Raw genomic sequence first — 15,276 nt, forward strand, 5'->3', positions numbered from 1 at the left:
GGGGGTATTTCAGGCGCGTATGCACTGTGTCCGCACATTATGGCAAAAAGGGCCCTGCCACGGTGCGCCAGCGCGGCGAAGCCTGGCGCGGGGCAGAGCCCCTGGCGCGGCGTCACGGGGCCATTTGCACCTCGATGAGGCCGCCCGCGTTGACCTGCACTTGCGTGGTACCGGCTTCGATGTCGGGCGTGACCGGCGCGGCGTCGGCACGTGCGGCCTTCATCATCATCGGCATGGGCGCCGCACGCATGGAACCGCCACCCTCGTTCAGGTCCAGGTTCACGATCTTGTACCCGCTACCACCCATCGCTTCGGTCACCCGCTGGGCGCGGGCCTTGAAGGCCGCCACCGCGTCTTTGAGCAGGGCGTCTTCGTTGTCTTTGCGCGTTTGATCAGCGATGCCGAACGCCATGCCGCCCATTTTCAGGGTTTGCAGCAGTTCACCGGTCAACGTGGACAGCGCTGGGAAGTCCTGGCTTTGCAGGCGCACCTCGGCACGCTCGCGCCAGCCGGTGATCTTTTGGCCCTTGTCGTCGTACACCGGATAGCTGCGCCGGCTACCCATGCTGGCGGTTACGCCCTGTGTGCCTCGGGCCTGGGCCAGCGCCTTGTTGAGCAGGGTGCTGATGCCGGCGGCCAATTGCGCCGGGTCGCGCCCTTGGTCTTCGGTGTAAAGCGTGACGGTCATCAGGTCCCGCGGTACCTCGCGGCTGGCCTCGGCGTGCAGCGATATTTGGTTGTAGTGCAGTTCATCGGCATAGGTAAGGGGGGGTATGAGCAGGCTGGCGGCCAACAGTAGTGCCGAGCAGCGGCGAAGGGCGAACATGGGAGCTCCTTATCGGGGGAAGGCGGGTTCCTGCCCCTGAGACTGTATCCTGGGGGTGCGGTTCAACTGTGGCTGTTTGCCGCAGCTTTGTCAGTCATCTAAGGGCATTAGGTATACTTTTGAAACTATTTACCCGCTCAGGAGAGCGAATGCTCGCCGCCTTCCCCCCGTTGTCCGCCACCCGCCAGAACCTTTGGCGGCTCACCCTGGTGCGTATTCTGGTGCTGGCGGCCCAGGCCGGTTCCGTGGGGTTTGCCTACCTGGCCCATCTGCTGCCGCTGCCCTGGCTGCCTTTGGTCATTACCCTGTCGTTCTCGGCCGTGCTGTGCGCGGTGACTGCCGCGCGGCTGCGGGTGCCGTTGCCGGTGACCGAATTCGAATACGCGCTGCAATTGGGTTGCGACCTGCTGATCCACAGCGTGCTGCTTTATTATTCCGGCGGCTCCACCAACCCGTTCGTGTCGTATTATCTGGTGCCGCTGACCATTGCCGCGGTCACCCTGCCGTGGATCTATTCACTGGCGCTTTCGGGCTTGGCGCTGGCTAGCTATACCTTTTTGCTGTTGCGGTTCCACCCGCTGGAAACCTACCCGGTGGCGCGCGAGAACATGCAGGTGTATGGCATGTGGATGAGCATCGCGTTGGCCGCTGGGGTGATTACCTTCTTTGCCGCGCGCATGGCCGAAGAACTGCGGCGCCAAGAGCAGTGGCGGGCGCAGCGGCGCGAAGAGGGCCTGCGCGACCAGCAATTGCTCGCCGTGGCCACCGAAGCGGCCGGCGCGGCCCACGAGTTGGGCACGCCCTTGGCGACCATGAGCGTGCTGCTCAAGGAGATGCGCCAGGATCACCACGACCCCGCCCTGCAGGAGGACCTGGCCCTGCTGCAAGACCAAGTAAAACTGTGCAAGGAAACCTTGCAGCAACTGGTGCGCGCCGCCGAGGCCAACCGCCGCCTGGACGTTAGCGCACGCCCGGTCACGCTCTGGCTCGAAGAGGCCACCCACCGCTGGCACCTGATGCGCCCGGAAACCACTTACCGTTACCGCCTGGAGGGGCAGGGCACGCCGCCGTTGATCGCACCGGCGCCCGACCTCACCCAGGCATTGTTGAACCTGCTCAACAATGCCGCCGACGCGTGCCCAGATGGCTTGCAAGTGACGCTGGGCTGGGACCATGAAAACATCTTCATCCAAATACGCGACCACGGCCCGGGTGTGCCCCTGGCTATTGCCGAGCAAATCGGCAAACCTTTCTTTACGACCAAGGGCAAGGGCTTCGGCCTGGGCCTGTTCCTGAGCAAGGCAAGCGTGACCCGCGCAGGCGGCTCAGTAAAACTCTATAGTCATGAGGATGGCGGCACGCTCACCGAGCTGCGCCTTCCGCTGACCCGCGAGGAGATTTGAATGGCTGACGAAACCGTGGTTGAAAGCGACGAGCTACCGCACCTGTTGCTGGTCGACGACGACGCCACCTTTACCCGCGTGATGGCCCGTGCCATGGCGCGCCGTGGCCTGCGGGTGAGTACCGCGGGCTCGGCCGAAGAGGGCCTGGCCCTGGCCCAGCACGACACGCCCGATTATGCCGCCCTGGACCTCAAAATGGAGGGCGATTCGGGCTTGGTGCTGCTGCCCAGGTTGCTCGAGCTGGACCCCGGCATGCGCGTGGTAATCCTCACCGGTTACTCGAGCATCGCCACCGCGGTGGAAGCGATCAAGCGCGGCGCGCGCAACTACCTGTGCAAACCCGCCGATGCCGACGATGTGCTGGCGGCGTTGATGTCTGACCACGCCGACCTGGACACCCTGGTGCCCGACAACCCCATGTCGGTCGACCGTTTGCAGTGGGAGCATATCCAGCGGGTGTTGACCGAGCACGAAGGCAATATCTCCGCTACCGCCCGCGCCTTGGGCATGCACCGGCGAACCTTACAGCGCAAATTGCAAAAGCGGCCGGTGCGGCGCTGAGCGCCGGCCTTGACCTTCAACGCTGCGCGGTTCACGGCCGAACCGCAGCGGCGCCTGCACGAGCCTGATCAATGAACCAAAACGCAGAGCCTTCCGCGGTCAATGACGCGGTCCGCGGGCAATTTCTCAAGCGCGTGTGGGGCATGACCGCGCCCTATTGGCGCAGCGAAGAAAAGGGCAAGGCCTGGGCCTTGCTGGTGGCGGTGATCGCCCTGTCGCTGTTCAGCGTGGCCATCTCCGTGTGGATCAACAACTGGTACCGGGACTTCTACAATGCCCTGCAAAACAAAGACACCGCCGCCTTCGGCAAGCTGATCCTGTATTTCTGCGGCATCGCTGCGGTGGCGATCCTGGGGGCGGTGTACCGTTTGTACCTGACCCAGATGCTCACCATTCGTTGGCGCCGCTGGCTGACCGAACAACACTTCGCCCGCTGGCTGGGGCACAAGAACTACTACCACCTGGAAACTGCTGCCTACACCGATAACCCCGACCAGCGCATCAGCGAAGACATCAATAACTTTACCAGCGACACCTTGGGCCTGGGCCTGGGGCTGGTCCGCACGGTGGTCAGCCTGGTGTCGTTCTCGGTGATTCTTTGGGGGGTATCGGGAAGCTTGGAAATCGCCGGCTGGACAATCCCCGGCTACATGTTCTGGGCCGCGCTGGTCTATGCGGTGGTCGGCAGTTGGCTCACCCACCTGATCGGCCGCCGGCTGATTCCGCTGTCCAACCAACAACAGCGCTTCGAGGCCAACCTGCGCTTTGCCATGGTGCGTGTGCGCGAAAATGCCGAAAGCGTGGCGCTGTATAACGGCGAACCAAACGAGCAGCGCCGGCTTAGCCTGGGCTTCGGTGATGTGTGGCAAAACTTTTGGCAAGTGATGCGGGTGCAAAAGCGCTTGACCTTCTTCACCTCCGGTTACAGCCAGATAGCGATCATTTTCCCGTTCGTGGTGGCGGCGCCGCGTTACTTCGCCGGCAAGATCCAGTTGGGCGAGCTGATGCAAATCAACTCGGCCTTCGGCAGCGTGCAGGATAACCTCAGTTGGTTCGTCGACTCTTATGCGTCGCTGGCCAGTTGGCGCGCCACTTGCGACCGTTTGCTCAGTTTCCACGCGGCAATGGCGGCCAACGAAGGGCGGCCGCAGGCGATTGACGTGCAGGCCCAAGGCGATGCCCTGGCGCTAGATGGCCTGGCCCTGCAGCTTGAGGACGGGCGGGCGCTGCTCCGCGATGCGAGCCTGGGCGTAGCCGCCGGCGAGCGGGTGATGCTCATGGGGCGTTCCGGCAGCGGCAAAAGCACCCTGCTGCGCGCCATGGGGCGGCTTTGGCCGCGCGGCGCCGGGCGCATCGTGATGCCCGCCGAGCGCACCCTGTTCCTGCCGCAAAAGCCCTATTTGCCGATTGGGCCGTTGCGCGAGGCCCTGAGCTACCCCGAGGCGCCAGAAGGCTACCCGCCGCAGGCGTTCGCCGAGGTGCTGCAAGCCTGCCGCCTGGAGCACCTGGTGGCCCGCCTGGACGACACCGACCATTGGCAACAGGTGCTGTCGCCGGGCGAGCAACAGCGCTTGGCGTTCGCCCGGGCGCTGTTGTTCAAGCCGCGCTGGTTGTTCATGGACGAAGCGACCTCGGCCATGGACGAAGAAGACGAGGCGGCGTTATACGAGCTGTTGATCGAGCGTTTACCCGGGCTGGGCATGGTCAGCGTGGGCCACCGCAGCAGCCTGAAGCGGTTCCACCCGCGCCTGGCACGGATCGATCACGAGCACTTGCGCGAGCTGACAGGTGAGCGGTCGTGATCGTATGGGCAGGTTGCGCTATGATGCCGTTTAATCAACGGCCCGAGAACGATGGACGTCATGGATAACCAGAGCGCAACCCCACGCGCGCGCAAGAAACCCCGTAGCCTGGCGCAAGAATTGGTCGCCGTGCTCAGCGAGCGTATTCGCAGCGGCGAGCTCAAGCGTGGCGACAAGCTCCCGACCGAGTCGGCCATCATGGAAGAGCAAGGGGTGAGCCGCACCGTGGTGCGTGAAGCGATTTCACGGCTGCAGGCGGCAGGCCAGGTCGAAACCCGCCACGGCATCGGCACGTTCGTGCTCGACATGCCGAGCCCCAGCGGGTTTCGGATCGACCCTGCGACCATCGTGACGTTGCGCGACGTGTTGGCGGTGCTCGAGCTTCGCATCAGCCTGGAAGTGGAATCGGCGGGCTTGGCGGCGCAGCGCCGCACACCCGAACATCTGGCGGCGATCCGCGAAGCGCTCGATGCGCTCAACGAGAGCGCGGCCCATGCCACCGACGCGGTGGCTTCGGACTTTCAGTTCCACCTGCGCATTGCCTTGGCCACCGGCAACCGCTATTTCACCGACATCATGACCCACCTGGGCACCAGCATCATCCCGCGCACTCGCTTGAACTCCGCGCGCCTGGCCCACGATGACCACCAGCACTACATGACACGCCTGAGCCGCGAGCACGAGGAGATCTTCGACGCGATCGCCCGCCAGGATGCGGACGCCGCGCGCGCGGCCATGCGCCTGCATTTGACCAACAGCCGCGAGCGGCTGCGCCAGGCGCATGAGGCGGTCGCGACGGGCCGCTGAACGGGTTGACACCCTTTGGGTGAGCGCCTGGCTAAGCGGTCAAAATCGGTTGAGTGTGGCACTGTTGCATTCAACTGAATCTAGTTGTACGATGACTTACAACATCGGGCAACACGCCGATGTCCGTCCTCATTTCTACAGTGCTCGCAGGGTGTTCCTACAATGACTCCACAAGAACTCAAGTCCATCCTTTCGGCCGGTTTGCTGTCTTTCCCGGTCACTGACTTCAACGCCCAGGGCGATTTCGACCCTGCCGGTTACATCAAGCGCTTAGAGTGGCTTGCCCCTTACGGCGCCAGTGCGCTGTTCGCTGCCGGCGGTACCGGTGAATTCTTCTCCCTGGCTGCGGACGAATACTCTGCGATCATCAAAACCGCAGTGGATACGTGCGCCAAGAGCGTACCGATCCTGGCCGGCGTGGGCGGCTCTACTCGCCAGGCCATTGCCTATGCCCAAGAGGCCGAGCGCCTGGGTGCCAAAGGCCTGTTGCTGCTGCCTCACTACCTGACCGAAGCTTCCCAAGATGGCGTGGCCGCCCACGTTGAAGCGGTCTGCAAATCGGTCAACATCGGTGTGATCGTTTACAACCGTAATGTTTGCCGCCTGACCCCGCCGCTGTTGGAGAAATTGGCCGAGCGCTGCCCCAACCTGGTCGGTTACAAAGACGGCCTGGGCGACATCGAGCTGATGGTCAGCGTGCGCCGCCGCCTGGGCGATCGTTTCAGCTACCTGGGCGGCCTGCCCACCGCGGAAGTCTTCGCCGCCGCTTACAAGGCGCTGGGTGTGCCGGTGTACTCCTCGGCCGTGTTCAACTTCATCCCGAAAACCGCGATGGACTTCTACCACGCGATTGCCAAGGATGATCACGAAACCGTGGGCAAGCTGATCGACGATTTCTTCTTGCCGTATTTGGACATCCGTAACCGCAAGGCTGGGTACGCCGTGAGCATCGTCAAGGCCGGTGCTAAAATCGCCGGTTACGACGCAGGCCCGGTGCGCACGCCGCTGACCGACCTCACCGGCGAAGAGTACGAAATGCTCGCCGCGCTGATGGACAAACTGGGCCCGCAATAAGGCCTGGCTCGGTAGCTTCTCTTCGAGGCTGCCGCCAGGGCGGGCCATGCGCCCGCCCTGGTCTTTCCCTTCTTTTACTTGCGCTTGCGCACCCCACTGGCGCGCCACACGCGCGCCGTTGCGCCATGCGACGCTTCGCTTATGATGGGGCTCCGATAACGGACAACGGATTTCCCCCGCATGCTCGGTCTCTTCCTGCAAACCCTGAACATTACCCTGCCGGTGTTCGCCATGCTGTTTTTGGGGGTGGTGCTCAAGCGGGTGGGCTGGATCGACGATGGGTTTATCCGCGTAGCCTCGGCCCTGGTGTTCAACCTGACCATGCCGTGCCTATTGTTCCTGGGGATACTGCATGCGGATTTTCGAACCGCCTTCAAACCCGGCATCCTGATCTACTACAGCTTGGCCACCTTCGTAAGCTTTGCCTTGATCTGGTGGTACGCCACCTGGCGTGTGCCGTTCGCCGACCGTGGCGTATATGTGCAAGGCGCTTTTCGTGGCAACAACGGCGTGGTCGGGCTGGCATTGGCGGCGAGCATGTATGGCGCCTACGGTATTTCGCTGGGGGCGATTCTCGCCGGTGTGGTGATCGTTTGCTACAACGCGCTGTCGGTGGTGGTGTTGGCGGTGTACACCCCTGGCGTGAAGTCCGACCCCTGGAGCATCTTCGTCAACATTGTGCGAAACCCGCTGATTATCAGCGTGTTCGGCGCCATTCCGTTTGCCGTATACGCTGTAACGTTACCTGGCTGGCTGGAAGAGTCCGGGCAGAGCTTGGCGCGGATGACCTTGCCCCTGGCGTTGATCTGCATCGGCGGTAGTTTATCGTTGGCGGCGCTGCGCGAGAGCAGCCGCACGGCCATCGACGCCAGCCTGATGAAAATGGTCGGGTTGCCCCTGTTCGGCACTTTAGGGGGTTGGGCGTTCGGGTTTCGCGGTGCAGACCTGGGCATCCTGTTCTTGTATTTCGGTGCGCCTACCGCGTCGGTCAGCTATGTGATGGTGCGGGCGGCGGGCGGCAACTATCCGCTGGCGGCCGCGATCGTGGTCATCACCACGGTGGCGGCAGCGGTCACCACCAACGTGGGAATCTTTTTGCTGCAGTGGGCAGGGCTGGTATAACCGGTTAATGCCGCCGGCGCCAGGTGCGCCACGCCTGCACGGCCACCACCAGCCCCAGCAGCGGCAAGGCGCGCAGCAGCGTGTGTTCGAGCCGCCCGGCCAGCGGCATGCCGAAGGTAAACGCCAGCAAATGCAGGCCATAGGCGGCATACAGCCCCAGCAGTAACAGGCCTTCGAGCCGGGTAATGCGGTAACCGGCATAAAACAACGGCATCGCCAGCAGGGTCACGCCCAACATTACCGGCAGGTCGAAGTAAAGGGCATTAGGCGATACGGATAACGGTGCCGCCAATGCGGTGATGCCCAGTACCCCCAGCAGGTTGAACAGGTTGCTGCCGATCACGTTGCCCACGGCCAGGTCGCGCTCGCCGCGCAGCACAGCCGCCAGCGACATGAGCATTTGCGGCAGGCCAGCGCAGATGGCCACGGCGGTAAGGCCTGCGATCCGTTCAGAAAGCCCCAGGTCCGTGGCCATGTCCAGTGTGGCGCCGATCAACCAGCGGCTGCCCAACAGGGTGCCGCCCAGGCCAAGGGCCGCCAGCACAGCCGGGCCTAACAGTGAGCGCGGTTTGCCCTGGGCAGCCCAACTGTGGCCGTGCCGGCGTGACTGGCCCAGCAGCATCCATATATAACCGCCAAGCCCCACCAGCAACACCGCCCCCTCCGCGCGCCCCAGGCGCTGGTTAAGGCATAGCGCGTAGACCAGCGCGGTGGCTGCGAACATCAGCGGCAGGTCGTTGAGCACCACCTGCCGTGACACCCGCAGAGGGGTGATGACCGCGCACAGGCCAAGGGTGCCCAGCACACTGAAAATCACCCCGCCGAACACGCTGCCGAGGGCGACGTCCCCCGCGCCTTCTGCGCTGGCACGCAGGGCGATGGCCATTTGCGGTGCACTGCTGCCCAAGGCCACCATGGTAAGGCCGAGCATCAGCGGCCGCAGGTTGAACCGGGCCGCCACACCCGCGGCGGCGCGCACCAAGCATTCGGCCCCAGCGAGCATCAAGGCCAGGCCCAACAGGCCCTGGATCAGGCTGAGGGCGGGGAGGGTGGCAAGGTCGAAAATAGTGGCGCTCCGTCAGTCGTCGAGGTCTTGCACCCGCACGCGGGCCATGCCACTGGCGGTCATTCCCAGTTGCTCGGCGGCCGCGCGGGACACGTCGATCAGCCGGCCGCGGGTGTGCGGCCCGCGATCGTTGATGCGCACCACCACGCTGTGTTGGTTGGAGAGGTTGGTGACCAACACCTTGCTGCCGAACGGCAGGCGGCGATGGGCGGCGGTCAAGGCGTTGGGGTCGAAGCGTTCGCCACTGGCGGTGCGCTTGCCCTGGTGGCGGGCGCCGTAGTACGAAGCCACGCCTTGCTGATCATAGCCATGTGGGTCGATCGGCGGTTCGCTTTCTTCGACCAAGGCGCAGCCGCCGAGCAAAGCGAAAGCGGCTGCGATATAGAAGGGGCGCCACATGCCAGGTATGTCCTCGTTCGGTTCACCTGGCCGCCCGCGGCAGCCAGGTGGTCAGGCTCAGCCTTCGAGCTTGCGCTTGAGCCATTCGTTCACCTGCCCGGGGTTCGCCTTGCCCTTGGACGCCTTCATGGCCTGGCCCACGAAAAAGCCGAACATCTTGGCCCGCTTGGCCTCGTCGGCGGCGCGATATTGCTCCACCTGTTGGGTATTGGCGGCCAGCACTTCATCCAGCAATGTCTCGATCGCACCGCTGTCGGTAACCTGCTTCAGGCCTTTGGCCTCGATGACTTGATCGGCATTGCCTTCGCCGGCGGCCATGGCCTCGAATACCATTTTCGCGAGTTTGCCGGAAAGGGTGTTGTCGCGAATGCGCAGCAGCATGCCACCCAGCAGCTCGGCGCTGACCGGCGCCTGGTCGATGTCGATGCCCAGCTTGTTGAGCAGGCTGCCCAACTCGACCATTACCCAGTTGGCGGCAAGCTTGGCGTCGCCACCGATGGCGGCCACCGCTTCGAAGTAGTCGGCCTGTTCGCGGCTGGCAGCCAGCACCGCAGCGTCGTAGGGTGACAATCCGTATTGGCGCTGGAAGCGCTCGACCTTCTGCGGTGGCAGCTCCGGCAGGGCGCTGCGCACCTGCTCGATGAACGCATCTTCGATGACCACTGGCAGCAGGTCAGGGTCGGGGAAGTAGCGGTAGTCGTTGGCTTCCTCCTTGCTGCGCATGGAGCGGGTCACGTCTTTGTTCGGGTCGTACAAGCGGGTTTCCTGCACCACCCTGCCGCCGTCCTCGATCAGCTCGATCTGGCGCTGCACCTCATGGTTGATGGCGCGCTCGATGAAGCGAAACGAGTTGACGTTCTTGATCTCGCAGCGGGTGCCGAACTCGGCCTGGCCCTTGGGGCGTACCGACACGTTGCAGTCGCAGCGCAGCGAACCTTCGGCCATGTTGCCGTCGCAGATCCCCAGGTAGCGCACCAGCGCGTGGATGGCCTTGACATAGGCCACCGCTTCCTTGGCACTGCGCATGTCGGGTTCGGAGACGATTTCCAGCAGCGGCGTGCCAGCGCGGTTCAGGTCGATCCCGGTGGCACCGTTGAAATCCTCGTGCAGGCTTTTGCCGGCGTCTTCTTCCAAGTGCGCGCGGGTGATCCCGACGCGTTTGATGGTGCCGTCTTCCAAGGTGATGTCCAGGTAGCCCTTGCCGACCACCGGGTGGTCCATCTGGCTGATCTGATAGCCCTTGGGCAGGTCGGGGTAGAAGTAGTTCTTGCGCGCGAACACGTTGCGCTGGCCGATGTGGGCACCAACCGCCAAGCCGAACATCACCGCCATGCGCACGGCCTCGGCGTTGAGCACTGGCAGTACACCCGGCATGCCCAGGTCTACCAGGCTGGCCTGGGTGTTGGGCTCGGAGCCGAAGGTGGTGGCGCTACCGGAGAAAATCTTCGATTGGGTGGCGAGCTGGGTATGGATTTCCAGCCCGATTACAACTTCCCATTGCATGTGTGTTTCTCCTCAGAACCCTTCCGGCGACCGGCGGTGCCAGTCGGTGACCTGCTGGTAGCGATGCGCGACGTTGAGCAGGCGCCCTTCCTGGAAGTACGGTGCCAGCAGTTGCACCCCTACCGGCAGGCCGTCGACGAAGCCCGCCGGCATCGACAGGCCCGGCAGGCCGGCCATGTTGGCGGTGATGGTGTAGAAATCTTCGAGGTAGGCGGCCACCGGGTCGGCGGATTTGGCGCCGATCTTCCAGGCGGGGTTCGGCGTGGTGGGGCCGAGGATCACGTCGACCTGCTCGAAGGCGGCCATGAAGTCATTCTTGATCAGCCGGCGTACCTGCTGGGCCTTGACGTAGTAGGCGTCGTAGTAGCCCGCCGACAGCGCGTAGGTACCAACCATGATGCGCCGTTGCACTTCGGCCCCGAAACCCTCGCCGCGCGAGCGTTTGTACAGATCGGTAAGGTCGGCTGGGTGCTCGCAGCGGTAGCCGAAGCGCACGCCGTCGAAGCGCGAGAGGTTCGACGACGCTTCCGCCGGGGCGATCACGTAGTAAGCCGGTATGGCATGGCCGAGGTTGGGCAGGCTAATGTCCACTACCCGCGCCCCGAGCTTTTGCAGCTCGGCCACGGTCGCCTGCACGGCATCGCCGATGCGTGGGTCCAGGCCGGGGCTGAAATACTCCTTCGGCACGCCGATGCTCAGGCCTTCGAGCGAGGTATTCAGGCCGGCGGAGAAATCCGGCACCGGCTCGTCGATGCTGGTGGAGTCCTTGGGGTCGAAACCGGCCATGCCCTGCAGCAGCAACGCGCAGTCTTCGGCAGTGCGAGCCAGCGGGCCGCCTTGGTCGAGGCTCGACGCATAGGCGATCATGCCCCAGCGCGAAACCCGCCCATAGGTGGGTTTAAGGCCGGTGAGGTTGGTGAACGCCGCAGGCTGGCGGATCGAGCCGCCGGTGTCGGTGCCGGTGCTGGCCGGTAACAGCCGCGCCGCCACCGCCGCCGCCGAACCGCCGGAGGAACCGCCCGGCACGTGTTCGAGGTTCCAGGGGTTCTTCACGGGGCCGAAATGGCTGTTTTCGCTGGCCGAACCCATGGCGAATTCGTCCATGTTGGTTTTGCCCAAGGTAACCATGCCGGCGGCGTCAAGCTTCTCGACCACCGTGGCATTGTAGGGGGCCTCGAAATTTTCGAGCATGCGCGAGGCACAGGTGGTACGCACCCCGTGGGTACAAAAGAGGTCTTTGTGGGCGACCGGGGCACCCAGCAATGCGCCGGTTTCACCACTTGCCCGCCGCGCATCGGCGGCGCGCGCCTGGGCCAGGGCCCGTTCGGCGGTCACACTGATAAAGCTGTTCAGGCGCCCGTCGTGTTCGGCGATGCGCGCCAACAGCGCGCCGGTCAGTTCTTCGGAGGAAAACGTTTTGTCGGCCAAACCGCGGGCGATCTGGGCGAGGGTCAATTCGTGCATGGCAGGCTCGCTTGCGTTACTCGATGACTTTAGGAACCAGGTACAGGCCGTTTTCGGTGGCCGGTGCAATGGCCTGATAGGCCTCGCGCTGGTTATGCTCGGTCACTTGGTCGGGGCGCAGGCGCTGGCTGGCTTCCAGTGGGTGGGCGAGCGGGGCGATGCCTTGGGTATCGACGGCTTGCATCTGATCGACCAGGCCGAGGATGCTATTGAGGGCATCGGTGGTGCGTGGTAAGTCGGCATCGTTCAGCCCCAGGCGGGCCAAATGGGCGATTTTTTCCACGTCGCTGCGTTCGAGCGCCATTGGGAATCTCCAGTGGAAGGTGGCAGAATCGTTCCGCCAACCGGGGAACATGGTCGCGATCACGAGGTCACATGGCGTCGATCATGTGGTGGCGTGGCCGGAAAAACAGCCAATTTAACATATTGGCGCCTTGCCCAAAATCCCCGCCGTTGTTAGAGTTTGCGCCACTTTTTTACCCACGCGTTCCCAGGGTCATCTTTCCATGTTCAAGAAACTGCGTGGCATGTTTTCCAGCGATCTTTCCATTGACCTGGGCACTGCCAACACCCTTATTTACGTGCGTGAGCGCGGTATTGTCCTGAACGAACCCTCTGTGGTTGCCATTCGTACCCATGGCAACCAGAAAAGCGTCGTAGCGGTGGGCACCGACGCCAAGCGCATGCTCGGCCGTACACCTGGCAATATCGCCGCCATTCGTCCGATGAAAGACGGCGTGATCGCCGATTTCAGCGTGTGCGAAAAAATGCTCCAGTATTTCATCAACAAGGTTCACGAGAACAGCTTCCTGCAACCCAGCCCTCGCGTGCTGATTTGCGTGCCGTGCAAGTCTACCCAGGTCGAACGCCGTGCCATTCGCGAATCGGCCTTGGGCGCCGGCGCCCGTGAAGTGTTCCTCATCGAAGAACCGATGGCCGCGGCCATCGGTGCCGGCCTGCCGGTGGAAGAAGCCCGTGGCTCGATGGTGGTCGACATCGGCGGCGGCACCACCGAAATCGCGCTGATTTCCCTCAATGGGGTGGTCTATGCCGAATCTGTGCGGGTGGGCGGCGACCGCTTCGACGAAGCCATCGTGACCTACGTGCGCCGCAACTACGGCAGCTTGATCGGTGAATCCACCGCCGAGCGCATCAAGCAGGAAATCGGCACCGCGTATCCGGGCGGTGAGGTCCGTGAAGTCGACGTGCGGGGCCGTAACCTGGCCGAAGGTGTTCCGCGCGCGTTCACCCTCAACTCCAACGAAGTGCTCGAAGCACTGCAGGAGTCGCTGGCGACCATCGTGCAGGCGGTCAAGAGCGCGCTGGAACAATCGCCGCCGGAATTGGCCTCGGATATTGCCGAGCGTGGCCTGGTACTGACCGGTGGTGGCGCGCTGCTGCGCGATCTCGACAAACTGCTGGCCCAGGAAACCGGCTTGCCGGTGATCGTCGCCGAAGACCCGCTGACTTGCGTAGCCCGTGGTGGTGGCCGGGCACTGGAAATGATGGACAAGCACACCATGGACCTGCTCTCCAGCGAGTGAACAGCCATGGTTTACAGGTTGCACCGGCGGTGTAACCTGTAAGCCTGAGCCTGTGCCCGCCACCCTCCGTTCGAACCGGTTCTTCCCGATGAATCACCATGCGCCTATCTGCCCGAGAGGAGCGGACCATTAAACCGCTTTTCAGCAAAGGCCCTTCGCTGGGTGTACGCCTGCTGGTGCTGGGCGTGCTCGCCATCGCCCTGATGGTGGTCGACTCGCGCTTGGACCTGCTCAAGCCGGTACGCAGCCAGCTGTCCCTGGTGCTGATGGAATCCTATTGGATCACCGACCTGCCTGGGCGCACCTGGCAAGCGGTGGCCAGCCAGTTCGGCAGCCGCACCGAGTTGATCGCCGAGAACGAAAAGCTCAAAACCGAAGCCCTGCTGTTGCAGGGGCGCCTGCAAAAGCTGGCGGCATTGACCGAACAGAACGTGCGCCTGCGTGAACTGCTCAACTCCTCGGCGCTGGTCAACGAAAAGGTCGAAGTGGCCGAGCTGATCGGCATGGACCCCAACCCCTTTACCCAGCGCATCCTGATCAACAAGGGTGAGCGCGACGGTGTATTCCTCGGCCAGCCGGTGCTCGATGCCCGCGGGCTGATGGGCCAGGTGGTCGAACTGATGCCCTATACCGCGCGGGTGTTGTTGCTCACCGACAGCACCCACAGCATTCCCGTGCAGGTCAACCGCAACGGCCTGCGGGCGATTGCCAGCGGCACCGGCAACCCCGAGCGGCTTGAGCTGCGGCATGTGGCCGACACCGCAGACATCAAGGAAGGCGACCTGCTGGTCAGCTCGGGCCTGGGCCAGCGGTTCCCCGCCGGTTACCCGGTGGCCACGGTCAAGGAAGTGATCCATGACCCCGGCCAGCCGTTTGCGATCGTACGCGCCGTGCCTACCGCGGCATTGAACCGCAGCCGTTACGTGCTACTAGTGTTCAGCGATGCGCGCACCCCCGAGCAGCGCGCCGCCGATGCCGCGCAGGCCGAGGAAGCTGCTGCCCGTGCCCAACAGGGCCAGGCCGCCCAGCCAACACAGCCGGCGCCCACCAACGGCAGCCACCCAGCCCCGGCTAAACCTGCGGAAACCGCCAAGCCTGCCGAGGTGGCCAAGCCGGCCACCACTGGCCGGCCCGCCGCGCACCCGGCCCAACCGGCCACGGCGCACCCGGCAGCACGGCCCAGCCCCACCGGAGAACGCCACTGATGGTCGCCACCCGCCGCCGTAACCATGGTTGGCTCGTCTGGTTCACGTTTGTGATCGGCTTACTGCTGAGCGTGGCGCCCATGCCGCAGTTCATGGAGATTCTGCGGCCCTTGTGGGTGGCCTTGCTGCTGGCCTTCTGGTGCCTGCAATTGCCAGACAAAGTCGGCATGGTCACGGCTTTCGCCCTGGGGCTGGCAGAAGATGTGTTATATGGCACCTTGCTAGGCCACAACGCGCTGATCCTAACGCTCACGGTCTTTTTGGTGTTGTCGCTCGCTCCGCGCCTGCGCTTGTTCCATATGTGGCAACAATGCCTCACGTTGTTCGTGGTATTGGGCGTAATGCAATTGGCGCAGTTGTGGCTCAGCGCCCTCACCGGCAACCGCCAGCCGACCCTCGCGTTGCTGTTGCCCGCGGTGGTCAGCGCCTTGCTGTGGCCATGGATCAGTTATGGCCTGCGCGGGCTGCGGCGGCGCTACAACATTAACTGACACCCAGGA

At 63.7% G+C, this 15,276-nt stretch carries 15 protein-coding genes; 9 read left to right on the plus strand and 6 right to left on the minus strand.

Going from position 1 to position 15,276, the window contains the following annotated elements:
• Nucleotides 1-112: 112 nt before the first annotated feature.
• The gene (locus tag HAQ05_RS01355; protein WP_190416793.1) at nt 113-826 is read right to left on the minus strand and encodes an SIMPL domain-containing protein; all 714 of its coding nucleotides are present in this window, start codon (nt 824-826) and stop codon (nt 113-115) included.
• A 149-nt stretch (nt 827-975) separates the two neighbouring features.
• On the opposite strand from HAQ05_RS01355, the gene HAQ05_RS01360 reads away from it, so the two are divergent.
• The 6 genes from HAQ05_RS01360 to HAQ05_RS01385 all read left to right on the plus strand — a co-directional run bounded on the left by HAQ05_RS01360 (nt 976) and on the right by HAQ05_RS01385 (nt 7,595).
• Nucleotides 976-2,229, plus strand: coding sequence for an ATP-binding protein (locus HAQ05_RS01360; protein ID WP_190416794.1), 1,254 nt, complete (start codon nt 976-978; stop codon nt 2,227-2,229).
• Nucleotides 2,230-2,790, plus strand: coding sequence for a response regulator transcription factor (locus HAQ05_RS01365; protein ID WP_190416795.1), 561 nt, complete (start codon nt 2,230-2,232; stop codon nt 2,788-2,790).
• 71 nt (nt 2,791-2,861) lie between these two features.
• The gene (locus HAQ05_RS01370) at nt 2,862-4,592 is read left to right on the plus strand and encodes an ABC transporter ATP-binding protein/permease (RefSeq protein WP_190416796.1); all 1,731 of its coding nucleotides are present in this window, start codon (nt 2,862-2,864) and stop codon (nt 4,590-4,592) included.
• A gap of 60 nt (nt 4,593-4,652) precedes the next feature.
• Nucleotides 4,653-5,399 (plus strand): FadR/GntR family transcriptional regulator, encoded by a 747-nt coding sequence (locus HAQ05_RS01375; protein WP_190416797.1) that lies wholly within the window; start codon nt 4,653-4,655, stop codon nt 5,397-5,399.
• 162 nt (nt 5,400-5,561) lie between these two features.
• Nucleotides 5,562-6,473 carry a 5-dehydro-4-deoxyglucarate dehydratase gene (gene kdgD / locus HAQ05_RS01380; protein WP_190416798.1) on the plus strand — a complete coding sequence of 304 codons (912 nt, stop codon included), beginning with the start codon at nt 5,562-5,564 and terminating at the stop codon, nt 6,471-6,473.
• A 180-nt stretch (nt 6,474-6,653) separates the two neighbouring features.
• The gene (locus HAQ05_RS01385; RefSeq protein ID WP_190416799.1) at nt 6,654-7,595 is read left to right on the plus strand and encodes an AEC family transporter; all 942 of its coding nucleotides are present in this window, start codon (nt 6,654-6,656) and stop codon (nt 7,593-7,595) included.
• A 4-nt stretch (nt 7,596-7,599) separates the two neighbouring features.
• On the opposite strand, the gene HAQ05_RS01390 is transcribed toward HAQ05_RS01385, so the two are convergent.
• The 5 genes from HAQ05_RS01390 to gatC are packed head-to-tail and all read right to left on the minus strand — an operon-like array spanning nt 7,600 to nt 12,331.
• Complete coding sequence (locus tag HAQ05_RS01390) at nt 7,600-8,613, minus strand: calcium/sodium antiporter (protein ID WP_190416800.1); 1,014 nt, start codon at nt 8,611-8,613, stop codon at nt 7,600-7,602.
• Between the two features lie 60 nt (nt 8,614-8,673).
• Complete coding sequence (locus HAQ05_RS01395) at nt 8,674-9,060, minus strand: septal ring lytic transglycosylase RlpA family protein (protein WP_190416801.1); 387 nt, start codon at nt 9,058-9,060, stop codon at nt 8,674-8,676.
• 57 nt (nt 9,061-9,117) lie between these two features.
• Entirely contained in the window at nt 9,118-10,563 is a 1,446-nt protein-coding gene (gene gatB / locus HAQ05_RS01400; protein ID WP_190416802.1) for an Asp-tRNA(Asn)/Glu-tRNA(Gln) amidotransferase subunit GatB, read from the minus strand.
• A 12-nt stretch (nt 10,564-10,575) separates the two neighbouring features.
• On the minus strand, nt 10,576-12,027 hold the full coding sequence (gatA, locus tag HAQ05_RS01405) for an Asp-tRNA(Asn)/Glu-tRNA(Gln) amidotransferase subunit GatA (protein WP_190416803.1): 1,452 nt from the start codon (nt 12,025-12,027) through the stop codon (nt 10,576-10,578).
• 16 nt (nt 12,028-12,043) lie between these two features.
• Nucleotides 12,044-12,331, minus strand: a complete 288-nt coding sequence (gene gatC, locus HAQ05_RS01410) for an Asp-tRNA(Asn)/Glu-tRNA(Gln) amidotransferase subunit GatC (RefSeq protein WP_190416804.1) — start codon at nt 12,329-12,331, stop codon at nt 12,044-12,046.
• A 202-nt stretch (nt 12,332-12,533) separates the two neighbouring features.
• Between gatC and mreB the strand changes: the two genes are divergently transcribed.
• The 3 genes from mreB (at nt 12,534) to mreD (ending at nt 15,267) form a co-directional block, all read left to right on the plus strand.
• Nucleotides 12,534-13,571: a rod shape-determining protein MreB gene (gene mreB, locus HAQ05_RS01415; RefSeq protein ID WP_097086069.1), complete on the plus strand. Its 1,038-nt coding sequence runs from the start codon at nt 12,534-12,536 to the stop codon at nt 13,569-13,571.
• A 158-nt stretch (nt 13,572-13,729) separates the two neighbouring features.
• Nucleotides 13,730-14,776, plus strand: coding sequence for a rod shape-determining protein MreC (mreC, locus tag HAQ05_RS01420; RefSeq protein WP_238936443.1), 1,047 nt, complete (start codon nt 13,730-13,732; stop codon nt 14,774-14,776).
• Nucleotides 14,776-15,267 (plus strand): rod shape-determining protein MreD, encoded by a 492-nt coding sequence (gene mreD / locus HAQ05_RS01425; protein WP_190416806.1) that lies wholly within the window; start codon nt 14,776-14,778, stop codon nt 15,265-15,267. The genes mreC and mreD overlap by 1 nt, the downstream gene beginning before the upstream one ends.
• Nucleotides 15,268-15,276: the final 9 nt, after the last annotated feature.

The sequence above is a fragment of the Pseudomonas typographi genome, assembly GCF_014694385.1.
GTDB classification, from domain to species: Bacteria; Pseudomonadota; Gammaproteobacteria; order Pseudomonadales; family Pseudomonadaceae; genus Aquipseudomonas; species Aquipseudomonas typographi.

Coding starts and splice junctions, on each gene's coding strand:
- HAQ05_RS01355 (WP_190416793.1), bottom strand. CDS start 826: ATGTTCGCCCTTCGCCGCTGCTCGGCACTACTGTTGGCCGCCAGCCTG.
- HAQ05_RS01360 (WP_190416794.1), top strand. CDS start 976: ATGCTCGCCGCCTTCCCCCCGTTGTCCGCCACCCGCCAGAACCTTTGG.
- HAQ05_RS01365 (WP_190416795.1), top strand. CDS start 2,230: ATGGCTGACGAAACCGTGGTTGAAAGCGACGAGCTACCGCACCTGTTG.
- HAQ05_RS01370 (WP_190416796.1), top strand. CDS start 2,862: ATGAACCAAAACGCAGAGCCTTCCGCGGTCAATGACGCGGTCCGCGGG.
- HAQ05_RS01375 (WP_190416797.1), top strand. CDS start 4,653: ATGGATAACCAGAGCGCAACCCCACGCGCGCGCAAGAAACCCCGTAGC.
- kdgD (WP_190416798.1), top strand. CDS start 5,562: ATGACTCCACAAGAACTCAAGTCCATCCTTTCGGCCGGTTTGCTGTCT.
- HAQ05_RS01385 (WP_190416799.1), top strand. CDS start 6,654: ATGCTCGGTCTCTTCCTGCAAACCCTGAACATTACCCTGCCGGTGTTC.
- HAQ05_RS01395 (WP_190416801.1), bottom strand. CDS start 9,060: ATGTGGCGCCCCTTCTATATCGCAGCCGCTTTCGCTTTGCTCGGCGGC.
- gatB (WP_190416802.1), bottom strand. CDS start 10,563: ATGCAATGGGAAGTTGTAATCGGGCTGGAAATCCATACCCAGCTCGCC.
- gatA (WP_190416803.1), bottom strand. CDS start 12,027: ATGCACGAATTGACCCTCGCCCAGATCGCCCGCGGTTTGGCCGACAAA.
- gatC (WP_190416804.1), bottom strand. CDS start 12,331: ATGGCGCTCGAACGCAGCGACGTGGAAAAAATCGCCCATTTGGCCCGC.
- mreB (WP_097086069.1), top strand. CDS start 12,534: ATGTTCAAGAAACTGCGTGGCATGTTTTCCAGCGATCTTTCCATTGAC.
- mreD (WP_190416806.1), top strand. CDS start 14,776: ATGGTCGCCACCCGCCGCCGTAACCATGGTTGGCTCGTCTGGTTCACG.